Raw genomic sequence first — 15895 nt, forward strand, 5'->3', positions numbered from 1 at the left:
GTCCCGAGCGCAAAACGGTGCCCGCCGGCGAACAGCCAGCGGGCAGCCGTGGTGAGATCAGTTCTTGCCGGCCGTGCTGCCGCCATTGCCGCCACGGCCATGGTCGCCATGGTCGTGCCCGCCATTGCCACCGCCCAGACAGTCCGACGCGCCGGCCTCGCCGCAACAGCGGCCGGCCCACAGGTCGTTGAGGTTGGTGTTGGAACAGCTTGGAATGGTCTGGCCGGCCAGAGCCGATCCGGTCAGGGCCGAGACGGCAGCGGCGGCGAGAAGGGTATTGCGCAGAAAAGCAGTCATTTGAAGTCTCCATGGTTTGGGTTTGTTCGGTTCACGGCTGTGTGTCGCCGGGCGAACGGAAATGGTTCATGGAGGGATGAAAGATTTTCGGAATGGGTATGCGAGACGCGCGATCGGCGATGTCAGCGCCGCCCCTCATCTGCCTGCCGGCATCTTCTCCCCGTAGAACGGGGAGAAAGGTCGCTGTGGCAACCTCGCCACCCTTCCTGTACCGCTAACAATTGGCGAGATCGGCGATGACGGCTCTTTCTCCCCGTCACTATACGGGGAGAAATGCCCGGCAGGGCAATGAGGGGCGGCGCTGCCCTTTGTGGATAAGGTGAAGACAGGGTGATGCGCACGAGAGCTGCCGCGATCCGAACGGCAGCGCTCTCTGCTACTGCACCGATCCCACCAGAACCTGCTGGCCACCGCGGATCGAGACCCAGCGGCCGGTGTTGTCGATCGCCTGGCGCTTGAGGAAGCGGTAGCCGGTCTGGTCCCAGGCCTTGACCTTGTCGGTCAAATTGTCGAGCACGTAGTCGCCGCCATCGGTGCGCACCGTCAGCACCGCGTGGCCTTCGCCGTCGGGCTTGCGCACCACGGTGATCAGGAGATCGGCGAGCGACACGCCCATGCGCGACAGCTGGCGACGCTTCTCCAGCACATAATCCTCGCAGTCGCCGACGCCCCTGTCGGGATAGGCCCAGACCTCGTCCTTGCCGTAGATGTCCATGTCGCTCATCGGCTTGACCGATGCATTGACCCTGGCGGTGACGTTGGCGAGCTTGCGCATCAAGCCGTCGGTGAGGGCCGCCGGCGCGAGGTTGGCCGGACGGATCGAGCATTCGCCCGGATGCTGCTTGCAGAAATCATAGTGGCCGATCGGCTGCGAAGTGAGGCCTCCGGTCGCCATGGCGCCCGACGCCCAGGCCGGTGCCATCCAGCCCCCCGTTAACGCAAGCCCGGCTGCCACGCATACGCGCAGCCTTTGCATGGTTGAGGAATTCATTGTCCCCGCTCGCCCTGTTGTTAACGAAACGTTAAGGGCGATTTACACTCCGTGTCAATTACGACGACGGCCTGATTTGCAGCATGGTTACCCGCAGGGGAGAACAGCGTCTATTGTGCAACAGAATCGGGCCACCGGCCCGGTTCCGTTTCACAATTGCTACCGCTTTGCGGTGCGGACCAGCTTCGGCTTCACCGCGACGCGGTTCTGGCGGCCATAGCTGGTGATGAAGTCGACGATGCGCGGTACGATCTCGGAGCGGAAGCGCGAGCCGTTGAAGACGCCGTAATGGCCGACCGCCGGCTGCATGTAATGCGCCTTCCGATCGGCGGGGATGTTGACGCAGAGATCCTGCGCCGCCTTGGTCTGGCCAAGGCCCGAAATATCGTCGTTCTCGCCCTCGACCGTGAACAGGGCGACGTTGCGGATGGCTGACGTGTCGATCCTAGTGCCGCGATGCGTCATCTCGCCCTTGGGCAGCGCATGGCGCACGAAGACGGTGTCGACCGTCTGCAGGTAGAACTCGGCCGTCAGATCCATCACTGCCAGATATTCGTCATAGAAGTCGCGGTGCTTTTCGGCATTGTCGCCATCATGCTTCACGAGGTTCATGAAGAAGTCCTTGTGGGCGATGATGTGGCGGTCGAGGTTCATGCTCATGAAGCCGGAAAGCTGCAGGAAGCCGGGATAGACCTCGCGGCCGAAGCCCGGCACTGGCCAGGGCGCGCGCATGACGACATTGTCGCGGAACCAGTCGATGCCCTTTTCCTTGGCCAGAAGATTGACCGCGGTCGGGTTGCGGCGGGTGTCGATCGGCCCGCCCATCAAGGTCATCGTCGACGGGACGAAGGGGTCGCCCTTCGTCTCCATCAGCGCCACCGCCGCCAGCACCGGCACGGAAGGCTGGCACACCGCCATCACATGGGTGTCGGGACCCAGCGTGTGCAGCATGTCGATGATGTAGTCGATATAGTCGTCGAGATCGAATTGGCCGTCGGCCAGCGGCACCATGCGCGCGTCGACCCAGTCGGTGATGTGGACATCGGCATAGGGCAGCATCGCCTCGACCGTGCCGCGCAGCAGCGTCGCGTAATGGCCCGACATCGGCGCCACGATCAAAAGCTTCGGGTCGGCCTTGCGGCCAGCGGGAACGTCGCGCTCGAAGCGGACGAGATTGCAGAACGGCTTCGACCAGACCGTCTTCTCGGTGACCGCGACGCTCTTCCAGTCGACCACGGTCTTGGCGAGGCCGAATTGCGGCTTGCCGTAGCGGCGCGTGGTGCGCTCGAAGAGTTCGGCGCCCGCCGCGATCGAACGGCCCCAGGGCGTGTGCGAAACCGGGTTGAGCGGGTTGGAATAGAAGAGCCGGACCGCGTCGGCATAGAGCCGCGCCGGCTGCAGGGCGGCGTGGTTCATTTCGTAGAGCTGGTAGAACATCAAGAACCCCGCTGCTGCCTCGACCGAAGGGACGACGAGCAGCGCCGAGCCTTGAATGTCTCGCGGGGAAGTTAACAACTAATTGCTGCGATGCAATACGTCACGTGGCGTGACCAATGCTTCTTTCGTCCGAAGCCTTGGTGCAGCCGCCTTCGGGGGCGCAGCCGGCTCAATGTGCACCGCCGAAATGTGAAGGATATGTGTCCGGCCCCTCATGCCGGACACCGAACCGTCAGACGCGCGCCATGCAGATCGCGGTCTGACCGGAGCTGACAAAGCCGAGCTGGCTGGCGGCACCCCTGGAGAGGTCGAGCACGCGGCCCTTGATGAACGGGCCGCGATCGTTGATGCGCACGATGACGCTGCGGCCGTTGTTCTTGTTGGTCACCCGCAGTTTGGTGCCGAAAGGCAGCGTGCGGTGGGCGGCGGTCATCGCCGAGGGGTTCATGCGCTCGCCGGACGCGGTCTTGGAGTGCAGCGCGTACCAGGAGGCGCGGCCACACTGGCCGGCGGCGGCGGTTGCCGAAGTGGCGGAAGCACCGACCATCAGGCCAGCAGCGATCGTTACCGCGACAAGCGCGGTCTGTTTCGTGGTCTTCATATTTGGGGGATGGCTCCGTTTTTGACAGACCCAGCCGTTAGGTCGAGAATAAGGCAGGAAATGCGGCAGTGATCTGGCGGTTCCGTGGCGAGATCACACGTTTGGAGTCACAGGGTAACAGTCTGTCAGGGATTTTCTGGCGCGAATTGACCAGTTTTCCATCAAGTTTTGATCGGCACGAAGGACTTTTATGACAAGATCCGGCGTTGATCTTCAAATAGAATCCTGCACGATCTGGCCATTTCCTTCGGCTCTTTCATCGTGGCCACGGCGCCGCAATCGATCGACTTTCAAAAGTAGGGTGCGACAATGAGACTGACCAAAAATGTGCTGGCCAAGAACCTGCTGGCGTTGATCGTGCTGGCCGTTGGTGCGCTGTGGTCGCTGCAAGGCATCGGCGTGGTCGGTGGCAGCTTCATGACCGGCCAGTCGCAATGGCTCTATATCGGCCTCGCCGCCATGCTGGCCGGCCTGGCCGGACTGTGGTGGGCGAACCGTTGAGGCGGTGAGCCGCGTTCACTGCGACCAGTATTGCCAGGCCCAGTAAAAACTCTCGTCGCGCGGCGGCAGGCGGTCGTGGCCGGCCCGGAACCGGACCGGCGCCGGCGAGCGCGGGCCGTCCTCCTTTGCCGCCTTGTCATCGGAGGCAAGGCCGAGCAGCCAGGAGCCGACATGGGCGAACAACACGGCGGTGGAATGGGGCATCGTCATTCTCTTTTTCCGATCATTCCCGTCCCGCCCACGGGACGAGCACGCGCTCGATCCGGCGGATGGTGAATTCGAGCACGAAGGCGATGGCGGCGATCACCAATATGCCCATCACAACCACGTCGGTGACGAGGAATTGGGCCGCCGACTGGATCATGAAGCCAAGTCCGCGCGTCGCCGCCACCAGTTCGGCCGCGACCAGTGTCGACCAGCCGGCGCCGAGCGCGATGCGCAGTCCGGTCAGGATCGAGGGCAGCGCGCTGGGCAGGATGACATGGCGGACCACTTGCGCGCGCGTCGCGCCGAGCGAGCGCGCGGCGTTGATGCGCTCCTGCGAGACACCGCGGACACCCGATGCGGTCGACAGCGCCACCGGCGCCAGCATGGCGATGGCGATCACCAGGATTTTCGATGGCTCGCCGATGCCGAACCAGATGATGACCAGCGGCAGATAGGCCAGCGGCGGGATTGGCCGCAGGAATTCGAGCAGCGGATCGAAGATGCCGCGCCCCACCGTGCTGATGCCGATGGCGAGGCCTACCGGCACGCCGACGAGGATGGCGGCGACGAGTGCGGCGAACACGCGGCCCAGGCTGGCGACGGCGTGCTGCAACAGCGTCGCGTCGACGAAGCCATCGCGAACCACAACGAAGAATTTATTCCACACGGCGGCTGGCGAGGGCAGGAAGACCGGCGAAACGAGTTGCAGGCGGGCCGACAACGCCCATACCGCCAGCACCACCAGAATGGTGATCGCGCTGATCATGCGCGCCGAGACGCCTTTGCGCTTCGGGGCGGGCGGCGACCATGGCACCGACAGGCCATCGACCTCGTCGATCTTCCGGCTCGATCGCTCCGTATAAGACGTCACGGTCATGCCGCCTCTCCCTCGAAGATCGCGTCGGTCAGTTCGCCGCGCGCCGCCGCGAAGGCCGGATCGGCCTTGATGGCGCGAATCGGCTCGCCGGAGGCATAGCGCCGGGAGAAGCCCGGCTCGAAGGTTCGCACCACGCGTCCGGGGCCGGGCGCCAGCACGACGACGCGGGTGGCGAGCACCAGCGCCTCCTCGATGCCGTGCGTGACCATCAGCACGCCGGCATGGCTTGCCGTCCACAGATCGAGCAGCGTCGTCTGCATGCGCTCGCGCGTCAGCGCGTCGAGCGCGCCGAGCGGCTCGTCGAGCAGCAGGAATTGCGGTTCGGCGGCGAGCGCCCGGGCAAGGCCGACACGCTGGCGCATGCCGCCGGACAGCTCCCAGATGCGTTTGTCGCCGGCGTCGCCGAGCTTCACCAGGTCCAGCAACCGGTCGGCGCGCCGCGTCCGTTCGGATGGCCTCACCCCGCGCAGCCTGAGCGCGAAGGCGACATTTTCGCGCGCCGTGAGCCACGGAAACAGCGCATCGTTCTGGAACACCACGGCCCGGTCCGAGCCGGGCCCGGTGATCGGCCGGCCGCCAATCGAGGCCGTGCCGCGCGCGGGGGCGACCAGGCCGGCGGCGACATTGAGCAGCGAGGTCTTGCCGCAGCCGGAGCGGCCGACAAGCACGACGAAATCGTCCCTGGCGACAGTGATCGACACACGCTCGACGGCGGGTGCCGGCTGGCCGTCATAGTGGATCGAAATCTTGTCGAGCACGAGATGCGGCATAGGGCCCTCGTATCTGGAGGAAGATTTGCCCGCCCCCGGGGACCGCGCCTCGTCAGCGGTTCCGGGACAGGCGACACACGGCATCAGGGAAGGTGGGTCGCGCGTGTATGCCGTCAGTTCGAGGCCAACGCCTCGGTGACGTATTTCGAAGTCACGTATTTCGAGTAGTCCGGCAGCACGGCGTCGACCTTGCCTTGCTCCTTGAGGAAGGCGGATGCGGCCGCGACCGCCTTGACCGTGCCGCCGCCGAGGAATTTGTCCGAGGCCTGCTCTTCAAGCGTCGGGAACACATAACCCTTCAGGAGCTCCGGCACTTCTTCCAGCTTGGCGCCGGTGAGCCTGGCGATCGCCGCGGCCTGCGGCGACGACACTGACCAGGCGTCGGGCTTGGCGAGATATTCGGTATAGGCAGATCCCGTCACCTTGACGAAGTCGCGCACGGCTTCCGGGTTCTTTTCGGCGAAGTCGGTGCGCACGATCCAGGCGTCGAAGGTCGGCGCGCCCCAGGCGGCGACCTGCGAGGAATCCAGCACCACCTTGCCCGATGTCTTGATCTGGCCGAGCGCCGGATCCCAGACATAGGCGGCGTCGATATCGCCGCGCGCGAAGGCGGCGGCGATTTCCGGCGGCCTGAGGTTGAGGATTTCGACGGACTTCGGGTCGACATTCTCATGCTTGAGCGCGGCAAGCAGGCTGTAATGCGTCGTCGACACGAACGGCACGGCGACCTTCTTGCCGGCGAGGTCGGCGACCTTCTCGATGCCGGCGCCGTTGCGTGCGACGAGCGCTTCCGACGGCCCGATCAGGCCAACGACGAAGATGGTCTGGATCGGCAGTTCGCGGCTGGCGGCGGCCGCCAGCGGGCTCGAGCCGACATAGCCGATATCGACCGAGCCGGAGGCGACGGCAGCGATGACGTCGGCGCCTGAATCGAACTTGCGCCAGTCGATGCTGGCCTTGGTGGCCTTTTCATAGGCGCCGTCGGCCTGCGGCACCTTCGAGGGCTCGACCACCGTCTGGTAGCCGATGGTGATCTTGAGGTCATCGGCCATGGCCGGGCCGAGGAACGCGGCGCCGGCAAGGGCCGCCGAAGACAGCAGAATGATGCGGCGTGAAATGCTGGACATGAAAGGCTCCTTGAAAAGAGAAAACCCGGATTGCCTGTACATAGTCAGCTAATTCTATAGATCTCGTAGAGTTAAATCTTTCCAACAGCGCGGCGTTTGTTGGAAAAAAGCCACTGGCGGCTTGCCGCCGAGGCGGATGTGGCGGCTATGGCGCGCCCACCCTCACATCCCGGCACGGGCGTCGGGTGCGGGCGAAATCGTCGGGCTGGGACCGTCACTGTCCACCGAACGGTGGATGACCCGAAATTCTTTTCGTGGTGGTCTGCGTCCACCTCCGTCCCAGATCCGATGGGCACCCATAAATCACTAGTTTTTGGAGAATACGATGACAATTGAGGACGATTGCGAATGTAATACAGTTTGTCCGCAATACGATCATTGCATTTGTATCTATCGCCACGACGAAGGATATTGTGACTGCACTTGCGGACCCCTGCAGATCTTATCTGAGAGAGTCGCAAAGCGGGCGTCGCACAGCATTATTAATATCTGCGTGAAGGGTGCCGAATTGTCGGCCGTGGCGGAGTTCCTGAGCAGATACAGCGAGGAAGAATTGTTCATCCCGGCTGCGCGCGCGAAGACGAAAATTTCGCTTGAGATCAAAAAGACAACACTTGCCAGCGTGATCGAGCAAGTTGGTTTGCGGATCGGACGGCCTGGTTGAAATGAATTCTCGCGGCAGGGCCGCTTGAGTTCGTTTCTACGCCAGACCAGCCAAGGGCGCCGCAAGCGACGCCGCGAGCTGAACCAACTCGGCCTGCCGCCGCGCGCCGGTCTTCTCGAACAGCCGCAGGAGATGCGTCCTGACCGTGCTGCGGCCGATGTTGAGGACTTCGGACGTCTCCTCCACCGTGCGGCCGACCGCGATCTGCTCGAAGACACGTGCCTCGGCGGGCGTCAAACCGAACAGCGCCGCCACCAGCGCGGTCGGCGCGACGAAGGGCGTATCGGCGCGCGCCACGAACACCGCAGCGACCACGCTGGCATCGAACGAGCCGCGCCCAGGGCGCAGCGGCAACACATGCAGGGCCCCGGCCGAGTCGTCCTGCCAGCGTACCGGAACACCCAATCCCTTGCGGGCAAGCGCGCCCTCGTCCCGTGCCGCCTGGGCCACCGCGACGGCCAACGCGCTGGATACAGCCGAGACATTGGCGACGAGAACGCCGTTGCGAATGTTCAGCAGCTCGCCCCCGGCGACAATCGCATGTGCCGCCGGATTCGCATGCACGACCTGCAGATCGGCAGTGGTGAGAAAGATCGGTGCCGTCAGCGTGTCGAGCACGGTCTGGAAGGTTGCCCTGGCGATCGCCGCCATGTCCAGCAGCCGGTTGATCGTCGCGGCGCGCTGGAGATGCGGGATCAGCAGCTGGGCGGCCTCGATCTGCAGATCGTTGATGGGAGCGGCACCGACATGGCGGCTGAAGGCCAGCGAGCCGAGACCACGCCCATCCCGCGCGAGCGGCAGTGCCAGGGAATCGATCATGCCTTGCGGTTTGCCGCACTCCACAAAATAGCGGTTCGTCGTGGTGTCGAGGTCGGGATTGAGCTGGCTCAACACCGCTGGCCGATCCATCGGCAGCGAGCCCACCGCCGCCATGCCACCCCACAGCTCGAGGACTTCAGCGCCGTAGCTGTTCATCTGATCGACATACGGCTGCGGAATGTTGCTGGTCACGTTGACCAGCACCTCGCCCGACGGCAACGCTTGCAGGCGGATGGCGGCGGTCGCGAAGCCAAGCGCGATGCGCATCTCCTCGATTGCGACGGACCAGCGTGAGGGATCGATCGCGGCGTCGTAGATCAGCCCGATCAGTTCGGACAGCCGCTCCATGGAGAGAGGAGACCGCATCACCACCTGCTTCTGCTGCAAAGCAACAATTCTTGCTGCATGGCAAAATGAACGCATGATCCGAAGCGGGCAAGCCCAAACTGGAGCACTCCCGCGCGGCGCGAAAGCGGAAGCGCCCGTGACGGGTCCGCCGGTGGCTTCTATCCAGTGCTGGCGGCCAAGGGTGCCGCAAGCGACGCCGCGAGCTGAACCAACTCGGCCTGTCGCCGCGCGCCGGTCTTCTCGAACAGCCGCAGGAGATGCGTCCTGACCGTGCTGCGGCCGATGTTGAGGACTTCGGACGTCTCCTCCACCGTGCGGCCGACCGCGATCTGCTCGAAGACACGTGCCTCGGCGGGCGTCAAACCGAACAGCGCCGCCACCAGCGCGGTCGGCGCGACGAAAGGCGTATCGGCGCGCGCCACGAACACCGCCGCGACCACGCTGGCATCGAACGAGCCGCGCCCAGGGCGCAGCGGCAACACATGCAGGGCCCCGGCCGAGTCGTCCTGCCAGCGTACCGGAACACCCAATCCCTTGCGGGCGAGCGCGCCCTCGTCCCGTGCCGCCTGGGCGACGGCGACGGCCAACGCGCTGGATACGGCTGAAACATTGGCGACGAGAACGCCGTTGCGGACGCTCAGCAGGCCGCCCGTGGCGACAAGCTCGAGCGCCGCCGGGTTGGCATGCACGACATGGAGGTCGGCGCTGGTGAGAAAGATCGGCGCCGTCAGCGTATCGAGCACCGCCTCGAAGGTCGACCGGGCGATCGCCGCCATGTCCAGCAGCCGGTTGACGGTCGCCGCGCGCTGAAGATGGGGGATCAAGAATCGGGCGGCCTCGATCTCACGCTCGCCGATCGGCCCCGCGCTTTCGTGGCGGCCAAACGCCAGCGAGCCCAGACCGCGCTCGTCGAATGCGAGCCCGAGCGCCATGACGTCGACGAGACCCTGCGGTTTGGCCCACTCCAGGGAGTAGCGGTTTGTCGTGACGTCGAAGCGCACCGCGTCCGGATTGACGCGGCTCAATACCGCCGGCTGATCCATCGGCAGAGCGCGCAACGCCGCCAGCCCACCCCATTGGTCGAGAACCTCCCCGCCATAGCCGGCCATCCGGTCGAGATAGTGCTGAGGAATGTTGCTGGTCACATTGATCAGCACCTCGCCCGACGGCAAGGCCTGCAGGGTGAAGGTGGCGTTGTCGAATTCGAGCGCCTTGCGGATTTCGTCGATCGCGACAGGCCAAAGCGAGGGATCGATCGCGGCGTCGTAGATCATCCCGATCAGCTCGGACAGCCGACCCAACGAGAGAGAAGAAGGCATCTCACCCTATCCTTGCTGCACCGCAGTAAAATTAAAGCATGATCCGGATCGGGCAAGCCCTTTGGTCATCTCCCGACGGAGATGGTCATCCGGCCTCGGGCGCTACCATCGAACTCCGGCCGTCGCTATCCACCGAATGGTGGAAGACGCGGCATTCTCTTTGTGTTCGGTTGCCCCCGTCGGGTGCTGCGGTCCTGCGCGGAGTTCGAGGGCGTCGGTGTTTGCAAGGCGAGTGCTGTTCGGGGACGGCAGCACAGCCGCCAAGTGCGCAACTGCTTGATTGTCAGCCCAGCCATGGCCGGAGCACCTCCCGCCCGGCTCGGCCAGCGTGCGGGACCGACAGCCCCGGCAGGGGACTCGGTCGATTAATTGGCAATGAAGCGAGGGCTTTGAGCGTGATCGCAGAAAAGATTGGACGCGTGAGCGTATCGGAAGACGTCGCTGCCGAGACAAAAAGCGAAACAGCCACGACAAGGCGCCGAAGTCGAAAAGGCAATGGACTAGTGTCGTCCGCGACGGCGGTTTTCGGGCGCGTGGCATCCTCCCAAGTGCCCGCCCTCGGGACAGCAGTGATGGTGGCGATCGCGGCCACCGGCTTTGTCGCCTTCACGCCGGGCGCAGCACGCGCCGGAGTCATCTGCTCGGATTTCAATGGCGTGGACGGTGGAGCGGCCTATGCGGGAGGCTCGACCCGCTCCACCGCATGCGGATACTTCGCCAACAGCAATGGCGATTTCTCGACGGCCATCGGCCAGGGTGCGGGTGCCATTGCCGACAACAGCGTGGCGCTCGGCAACCTCGCTAACGCGGGCGGTTACTATGATCCCAATGGCAGCCCCACTATCAACTATGAGAATTCCAACACGACAGCCATCGGCGCCGGGGCTCAGGCCGGGGCCCGAGGGGCGGGCGGGTCAAATGCCACCGCTATTGGCGCTTCGGCCAAAGCGAACGCTTTGAACTCCACCGCGCTGGGCGCGGGTGCGACCGCCCTCCAAGACAACTCCATCGCGATCGGAGCGGGCGTTACGGCGACGCGCAAAAATCAGGTCATCCTTGGCACGGCCAGCAACACCTACACGCTGGCCGGGATCACTTCGCAGGCCAGCACGGACGCGCAGTCCGGCCCGACCTATCTGGTGACGACGGACGCCGGCGGCAATCTGGCGGCGTCGACATTCGATGTGGCCACGCTTACAAATCTGCCTGCACAGGTCGCCCAGAACGGCATCGCCATCGCCGATCTGAAAAGCACGGTGAGCAGCCACACGACGCAGATCAACGCCAACACCACCGAGCTCGCCGACCACGAAACGCGCATCACCAACAATACCTCACAGATCAGCTCCAACACCCAAGAACTCGCCAATCATGAGACGCGTATCACCAACAACACCAACGAGATCGCGGATCTCGATACCAGGGTGACGACCAACACCGCCAACATTACCCAGCTCGACGGCCGGGTCGGCGATCTCGAGGCGGGCTTCCGCGACCTTGGCGATCAGATCAGCGAAAACCGCACCGAGGCCCGTGCCGGCACCGCGCTGGCTCTGGCCACGGCCGGGCTGCGCTATGACGACAGGCCGGGAAAATTGTCGCTGGCCGGCGGCTTCGGCAACTTCAAGGGCCAGTCGGGCCTGGCGCTCGGTCTCGGTTACAATCCCAGTCTGGATTTCCGGCTCAACGCCGCCATGTCGGCGACCACCAATCACGGCGATGTCGGCGTCAGCCTCGGGGCTTCGTGGACGCTGAACTGATCACGAGTGCGAGGGGGCCGCTGGCGGCCGCGTTCCCACAGACGCGGTCGCCAGTATCGCCCGCCGCCGGCTCGATTGCGACCGCGGAGGTCAAATGAAGCGCCTACACCGTTCGGCGACAGGGCGGACCCGGGCCACCCTGGCAGCCTTGCTGGCGGCCGGCTTGATGGCGGCATCCCCGGGCGTTGCGTGGGCGCAGACGAAAAAGACCGAGAAGGGCGACAAGGTCCGCGTGGCCCATGCCGCCGGGATCGATCGCAATGGCGTGCTGATCCTGATCCGCGGCACGCTTCTGGCGCTCGACCAGGCCAACAAGACCGGCAACTACACGGTACTGCGCGATCTCGGCTCGCCGAACTTCCAGGCCAACAGCGCGGCAGGGCTCGGCGACATCTTTTCCAACCAGCGCAAGCAGGCGCTGGATTTCGGCGCGGTGGCGGTGCTGGAGCCGCAACTGACCCTGCTGCCGCAGATCGAACCGAACGGCATGCTGCACATGGCGGGCTTCTTTCCGTCCGTGCCGATGCAGGTCAATTTCGAGCTTTTGTTCGAACCGGCGAACCGTCAGTGGAAAATCTACGGCGTGTCGGTGAACCTCACCTCCGGGTCGCCGCAGGCGCCTGACACGCCAGTCGACGAGCAACAGAAACCCGACGATCCCGGGCCGCCGGACGCCCCCTCTATGGCGGTGTCGCCGAAGACGAAAACAAAGCCGTAGCCGCGCGTTCGCGCTGTTCATCGTTTCAAGGAAACACCGACAGCTCGATCCTGCCCGTTTCGACCTGCAAAACCTCAAACGCGCAGGGCGCGTGCGAACAGCGACAGCGCAAAGATCAGCAGGCCCGAGCTGAACACGAGATTGACATAGCGCAGCCCACGCCCGTTCAGACGCTTGCGCAGATGGTTGGTGGCCAGTGTCAGCGTTGTCCACCAGGCCGCCGAGCCGAGCAGCACTCCGGCCGAAACAAGCGCCAGGGTTTTCCAGGATGGTACGCCGGCCCCCAGGATTCCTGGCGTAAGCGTGAGAAAGCCGACCAGCGTCATCGGATTGCCCAGGGTCCAGACCAGCCCCGTCAGATAGGCTCGGCCCGACGGCATGCGCCGCTGCAACGCCGTGTCGAGCGACGGCGTCAGCCGTGCCGCCGTCAGCGACATATAGAGCAGAAACATGCCGGCGCAGAGCTGCAGCAACATGTGCCAGCCCACCAGAACCTGCGCCACCGCCCCGAGCCCGGCGGCGGCAATGGAGGCATAGACCGAGTGCGTGGTCGCCGCCCCGTAGCCGGTCGCCAGACCCGGCCCGATGCCGCCGGTGATCGTGCGCTGCACGCACAAAAGGCCGGTGGGGCCGATGGGGGCCGCGACCGCAAAACCCAGCAAGGCGCCTCGCATCGCACTGAGGAAAAGTTCCGATGTACCCGACATGTTGACAGATCTTCCTTGGACCGCACGTCGTCGGGGTTTCGGCCAGCAAGACCTCGGCCGTATACCAACCGTGGCTGGCAAGGGCCGCCCCGCTTTCGTGAGTTGCTTCGAACATTGTTTCGGAAGGTCGACCGTCGGCGGGGCTGACAAGCGGTCGTCTTGACGTTCTCTCCAAATATTAGAAAGGTCTAACTCAAGTGCCTTCGTGTATAGACGTTGTCCTATCCCCTGAGCCGACGCGCCAACTGGCGGTGGAGAAAATCCAGAATTCTCCTGATGCGCGTCGCACGGCTCCGAATTCAGTCTATCCTTGGGCCGGCGCAGCCAATCACAAAAGACGCGGCGCGGCGTCCACCATTTGGATTAGGCTTGACTCCCAGCTTTCATTTTTTTCTAATCGCTTTCAGTTGGCTTTCGGTGCGCCCCCCCACCTCCCTGTCGACTCCAGACATGTGAAATCGCGAAATCGACCGAGGATTGATGCCGTTGAAGCGATATCAGGGCAGCACGACGCCATGCTCGACCGTGGCCGCCAACCCGCGTTGGCCGGCATGACCGGCCGGTCCTATCCGGCGGAGCGCATTTCGGAACTCATCGGCACCATCTATGATTGCGTGCTCGACCCCAGCCGCTGGCCAGCGGTCGTCGACAGCATTCGACGGGAACTGGAGTTCTGCTACGCGGTTCTCGGTGTGTATCCGCTCCCGGGAGGGGAAGTGACGCTCGGTGTCGCGACGGGCATCGATTCATTGAAGCTCGGCGAGCTTCCTTCCTATGGCCAGGACCTGGTCGATCTCTGGGGTGGCGACACCAAGGTGAAACAATATCCGCTCGAGGAGCCCATCGCGCAGTCCCAGGCGGTGCCGGATGCCGCGCTGGTCGCCAGCCGCTATTTTCGCGAATGGGCTCAGCCGCAAGGGGTGGTCGACGCGGTCGCGATCGGGCTGGAGCGCAATTCGCGCATGGTTTCCACGCTTTCATTCGGCCGGCATGAAACGGTCGGCATTGTCGGCAACGGGGAACTCGATGCCTTGCGTCTTCTGGCCCCGCACTTCCGGCGCGCCATCGCCATCAGCCAGTTGCTCGATTTGCAGTCGATCGCCGCGGCCAACGTGGCCTCCGTGCTGGACGGTCTCTCCGTAGGCGTCGTGCTGGTCGACGAACTGATGGCCTTGATCCGTGCCAATCCGGCAGCCGAGGAGATGCTGACCCGCAAGGACCCGATCAAGGTCAGCAACGGCCGCGTCGTCGTCTCGGATGGCTCGCGCGAAATGTCATTGGCGATCGAGGATGCGGTCGCCCAGGCGGCCGGCGACGAGGTCGCACTGGGGCGTCGTGGCGGCAGCGGTTTTCCGACGCGTGGTCTCTCCGGCGAGCCCCGCATCATTCACGTGCTGCCGCTGAAAAGACGTGAAAGCCGGCCTGGCCTGTTTCGGCGCGCCACCGCCGCCCTGTTCATCGCCCCGGCCGACAGGCCAATAAGCCTTCCCTTCGATGCCTTCGCCGCCCTCTATGGCCTGACCCCGGCGGAGGTGCGGGTCGCCGAACTGATCGTCGCCGGCCGCACCCAGCGCGAGATCGCACGTGGCCTTGGCCTGGCCGGCGCGACGGTCAAGAGCCATCTCCTGCACGTCTTCGAGAAGACCAATGTCCGCCGCCAGGTCGATCTCGTCAGGCTTGTCGCCGCCCTGGCATCGCCCTTGTGACGGCTGTCGCGCCGGGGAGACAGCCCGTACGCCTCGCCGCTCGAAACATCTCCACCACAATCGGTGGATATCGAGATCCCGAATCCCGCCTATCGAAGGCAACAGGACTGGGAGTTGCCGATCCAGTCGCGCTGCAATTGCGGCCGGAATTCCCGATTTCGAGGGTGTCGCGCAAATCCATGCCTCAAATAGAGATGGAATTGACAAACGATTTCGCGTCTTCGACGGTAAGTATAGTAATCTCATCGACATTGGCAGTTGGAGGCGTCGATGGCGGATCAGCGTATCGTGGCGATCACCCGCGTCACCGGTTCCCGGGCGCGGGCCTGCCCGTATGGAAGCCTCGTTTCTGTGTCACCGGGGTCGCAAGGCGAGCCTAAAATCGCCGCAACGGTTTGAAATCCAAGCAAGATCAACCGAAATTGGCTTGTATATCATGTCACTAGAATTTATGTGTCATGGACGCTTCGGTGCGGCGGGGAGGCACGCCAGGCGTTTCGCAGGGATGGCCTGGGGCCGTCGCACGACAAAAGAAACGTTCGGTTCATGCTCACCAAAAAAGGCAAGTACGGCCTCAAGGCGCTCGTCCATCTGGCGCGGATGCCGGCCGGACAGCTTGCTTTCGTTGGCGATATCGCGACCGGCAACAACATCCCGAAAAAATTCCTCGACGCCATATTGGGCGAACTGCGCAATGCCGGCTTCGTCCAGAGCCGCAAGGGCAAGGATGGCGGCTACCGCCTGGCGCGGCCGGCCGACGAGATCAAGATCGGCCACGTCGTGCGCGTGCTGGATGGTCCGCTGGCCCCTATCCCCTGCGCCAGCCGTACCCAATATCAGCGCTGTGAAGACTGTAACGAGGCGACATGCCAAGTCCGACATCTGATGCTCGAGGTTCGGCAGGCGATCGCCGAGGTGCTCGACCAGCGCAGCCTCGCCGAGATGCGCGATATCGCCGACGACCTGCCGGTCGTGCCGGGCATGACCGACCTGGCTGTCGTGGCGAAGGTCCAGGCCTGAAGCCGTCGCCTCGCAAGAGGCTCGAT

Annotated in this window: 17 protein-coding genes; 6 read left to right on the forward strand and 11 right to left on the reverse strand. The window is 64.2% G+C overall.

Annotated features, from left to right (window positions below):
* Positions 1 to 57 precede the first annotated feature (57 nt).
* The 4 genes from LB564_RS08875 to LB564_RS08890 all read right to left on the reverse strand — a co-directional run bounded on the left by LB564_RS08875 (position 58) and on the right by LB564_RS08890 (position 3326).
* Positions 58 to 297, reverse strand: coding sequence for a hypothetical protein (locus LB564_RS08875; RefSeq protein WP_140703591.1), 240 nt, complete (start codon positions 295 to 297; stop codon positions 58 to 60).
* Positions 298 to 673: 376 nt separating this feature from the next.
* Positions 674 to 1288 carry a transglutaminase-like cysteine peptidase gene (locus LB564_RS08880; protein WP_140703593.1) on the reverse strand — a complete coding sequence of 205 codons (615 nt, stop codon included), beginning with the start codon at positions 1286 to 1288 and terminating at the stop codon, positions 674 to 676.
* 159 nt (positions 1289 to 1447) lie between these two features.
* The gene (locus LB564_RS08885) at positions 1448 to 2725 is read right to left on the reverse strand and encodes a polyhydroxyalkanoate depolymerase (protein WP_224536792.1); all 1278 of its coding nucleotides are present in this window, start codon (positions 2723 to 2725) and stop codon (positions 1448 to 1450) included.
* Between the two features lie 232 nt (positions 2726 to 2957).
* Positions 2958 to 3326, reverse strand: coding sequence for a septal ring lytic transglycosylase RlpA family protein (locus tag LB564_RS08890; RefSeq protein ID WP_224536797.1), 369 nt, complete (start codon positions 3324 to 3326; stop codon positions 2958 to 2960).
* Positions 3327 to 3635: 309 nt separating this feature from the next.
* Here LB564_RS08890 and LB564_RS08895 point away from each other — a divergent pair, with 309 nt between their 5' ends.
* Positions 3636 to 3827, forward strand: coding sequence for a hypothetical protein (locus LB564_RS08895; RefSeq protein WP_224536800.1), 192 nt, complete (start codon positions 3636 to 3638; stop codon positions 3825 to 3827).
* A 15-nt stretch (positions 3828 to 3842) separates the two neighbouring features.
* Here the strand turns inward: LB564_RS08895 and LB564_RS08900 are convergent, their stop codons facing one another.
* The 4 genes from LB564_RS08900 to tauA form a co-directional block, all read right to left on the reverse strand.
* A complete protein-coding gene (locus LB564_RS08900; RefSeq protein WP_224537787.1) occupies positions 3843 to 4031 on the reverse strand; it encodes a hypothetical protein in 189 nt (62 codons plus the stop codon).
* 19 nt (positions 4032 to 4050) lie between these two features.
* Positions 4051 to 4911 (reverse strand): ABC transporter permease subunit, encoded by an 861-nt coding sequence (locus LB564_RS08905; RefSeq protein WP_140703600.1) that lies wholly within the window; start codon positions 4909 to 4911, stop codon positions 4051 to 4053.
* Complete coding sequence (locus LB564_RS08910) at positions 4908 to 5681, reverse strand: taurine ABC transporter ATP-binding protein (RefSeq protein WP_224536803.1); 774 nt, start codon at positions 5679 to 5681, stop codon at positions 4908 to 4910. The genes LB564_RS08905 and LB564_RS08910 overlap by 4 nt, the downstream gene beginning before the upstream one ends.
* 113 nt (positions 5682 to 5794) lie before the next feature.
* On the reverse strand, positions 5795 to 6808 hold the full coding sequence (gene tauA, locus LB564_RS08915) for a taurine ABC transporter substrate-binding protein (protein WP_224536807.1): 1014 nt from the start codon (positions 6806 to 6808) through the stop codon (positions 5795 to 5797).
* A 325-nt stretch (positions 6809 to 7133) separates the two neighbouring features.
* Between tauA and LB564_RS08920 the strand changes: the two genes are divergently transcribed.
* Entirely contained in the window at positions 7134 to 7472 is a 339-nt protein-coding gene (locus tag LB564_RS08920; protein WP_224536810.1) for a hypothetical protein, read from the forward strand.
* Positions 7473 to 7508: 36 nt separating this feature from the next.
* On the opposite strand, the gene LB564_RS08925 is transcribed toward LB564_RS08920, so the two are convergent.
* The gene (locus LB564_RS08925; RefSeq protein WP_224536812.1) at positions 7509 to 8678 is read right to left on the reverse strand and encodes a helix-turn-helix transcriptional regulator; all 1170 of its coding nucleotides are present in this window, start codon (positions 8676 to 8678) and stop codon (positions 7509 to 7511) included.
* Positions 8679 to 8797: 119 nt separating this feature from the next.
* Positions 8798 to 9958 carry a helix-turn-helix transcriptional regulator gene (locus tag LB564_RS08930; protein WP_224536814.1) on the reverse strand — a complete coding sequence of 387 codons (1161 nt, stop codon included), beginning with the start codon at positions 9956 to 9958 and terminating at the stop codon, positions 8798 to 8800.
* Positions 9959 to 10530: 572 nt separating this feature from the next.
* On the opposite strand from LB564_RS08930, the gene LB564_RS08935 reads away from it, so the two are divergent.
* Together LB564_RS08935 and LB564_RS08940 are read left to right on the forward strand one after the other, a co-directional pair.
* Positions 10531 to 11718: a YadA-like family protein gene (locus tag LB564_RS08935; protein WP_224536817.1), complete on the forward strand. Its 1188-nt coding sequence runs from the start codon at positions 10531 to 10533 to the stop codon at positions 11716 to 11718.
* A 94-nt stretch (positions 11719 to 11812) separates the two neighbouring features.
* A complete protein-coding gene (locus LB564_RS08940; RefSeq protein ID WP_224536820.1) occupies positions 11813 to 12436 on the forward strand; it encodes a hypothetical protein in 624 nt (207 codons plus the stop codon).
* Positions 12437 to 12510: 74 nt separating this feature from the next.
* On the opposite strand, the gene LB564_RS08945 is transcribed toward LB564_RS08940, so the two are convergent.
* Complete coding sequence (locus tag LB564_RS08945) at positions 12511 to 13143, reverse strand: LysE family translocator (protein ID WP_181173611.1); 633 nt, start codon at positions 13141 to 13143, stop codon at positions 12511 to 12513.
* Between the two features lie 515 nt (positions 13144 to 13658).
* Here LB564_RS08945 and LB564_RS08950 point away from each other — a divergent pair.
* On the forward strand, positions 13659 to 14849 hold the full coding sequence (locus LB564_RS08950) for a helix-turn-helix transcriptional regulator (RefSeq protein ID WP_224536822.1): 1191 nt from the start codon (positions 13659 to 13661) through the stop codon (positions 14847 to 14849).
* 546 nt (positions 14850 to 15395) lie between these two features.
* Entirely contained in the window at positions 15396 to 15869 is a 474-nt protein-coding gene (locus tag LB564_RS08955; protein ID WP_140703612.1) for an RrF2 family transcriptional regulator, read from the forward strand.
* The last annotated feature ends 26 nt before the right edge of the window (positions 15870 to 15895 follow it).

Origin of the sequence: Mesorhizobium sp. ES1-6 (genome assembly GCF_020164775.1) — a bacterium.
Taxonomy (GTDB): domain Bacteria; phylum Pseudomonadota; class Alphaproteobacteria; order Rhizobiales; family Rhizobiaceae; genus Mesorhizobium.

Bases quoted from the DNA above. Each gene is read 5' to 3' on its own strand.
- LB564_RS08935 (WP_224536817.1), top strand. From the start codon at position 10,531: ATGGTGGCGATCGCGGCCACCGGCTTTGTCGCCTTCACGCCGGGCGCA.
- LB564_RS08895 (WP_224536800.1), top strand. From the start codon at position 3,636: ATGAGACTGACCAAAAATGTGCTGGCCAAGAACCTGCTGGCGTTGATC.
- LB564_RS08950 (WP_224536822.1), top strand. From the start codon at position 13,659: ATGCTCGACCGTGGCCGCCAACCCGCGTTGGCCGGCATGACCGGCCGG.
- tauA (WP_224536807.1), bottom strand. From the start codon at position 6,808: ATGTCCAGCATTTCACGCCGCATCATTCTGCTGTCTTCGGCGGCCCTT.
- LB564_RS08885 (WP_224536792.1), bottom strand. From the start codon at position 2,725: ATGTTCTACCAGCTCTACGAAATGAACCACGCCGCCCTGCAGCCGGCG.
- LB564_RS08905 (WP_140703600.1), bottom strand. From the start codon at position 4,911: ATGACCGTGACGTCTTATACGGAGCGATCGAGCCGGAAGATCGACGAG.
- LB564_RS08910 (WP_224536803.1), bottom strand. From the start codon at position 5,681: ATGCCGCATCTCGTGCTCGACAAGATTTCGATCCACTATGACGGCCAG.
- LB564_RS08940 (WP_224536820.1), top strand. From the start codon at position 11,813: ATGAAGCGCCTACACCGTTCGGCGACAGGGCGGACCCGGGCCACCCTG.
- LB564_RS08900 (WP_224537787.1), bottom strand. From the start codon at position 4,031: ATGCCCCATTCCACCGCCGTGTTGTTCGCCCATGTCGGCTCCTGGCTG.
- LB564_RS08880 (WP_140703593.1), bottom strand. From the start codon at position 1,288: ATGAATTCCTCAACCATGCAAAGGCTGCGCGTATGCGTGGCAGCCGGG.
- LB564_RS08875 (WP_140703591.1), bottom strand. From the start codon at position 297: ATGACTGCTTTTCTGCGCAATACCCTTCTCGCCGCCGCTGCCGTCTCG.
- LB564_RS08955 (WP_140703612.1), top strand. From the start codon at position 15,396: ATGCTCACCAAAAAAGGCAAGTACGGCCTCAAGGCGCTCGTCCATCTG.
- LB564_RS08930 (WP_224536814.1), bottom strand. From the start codon at position 9,958: ATGCCTTCTTCTCTCTCGTTGGGTCGGCTGTCCGAGCTGATCGGGATG.
- LB564_RS08920 (WP_224536810.1), top strand. From the start codon at position 7,134: ATGACAATTGAGGACGATTGCGAATGTAATACAGTTTGTCCGCAATAC.
- LB564_RS08945 (WP_181173611.1), bottom strand. From the start codon at position 13,143: ATGTCGGGTACATCGGAACTTTTCCTCAGTGCGATGCGAGGCGCCTTG.
- LB564_RS08890 (WP_224536797.1), bottom strand. From the start codon at position 3,326: ATGAAGACCACGAAACAGACCGCGCTTGTCGCGGTAACGATCGCTGCT.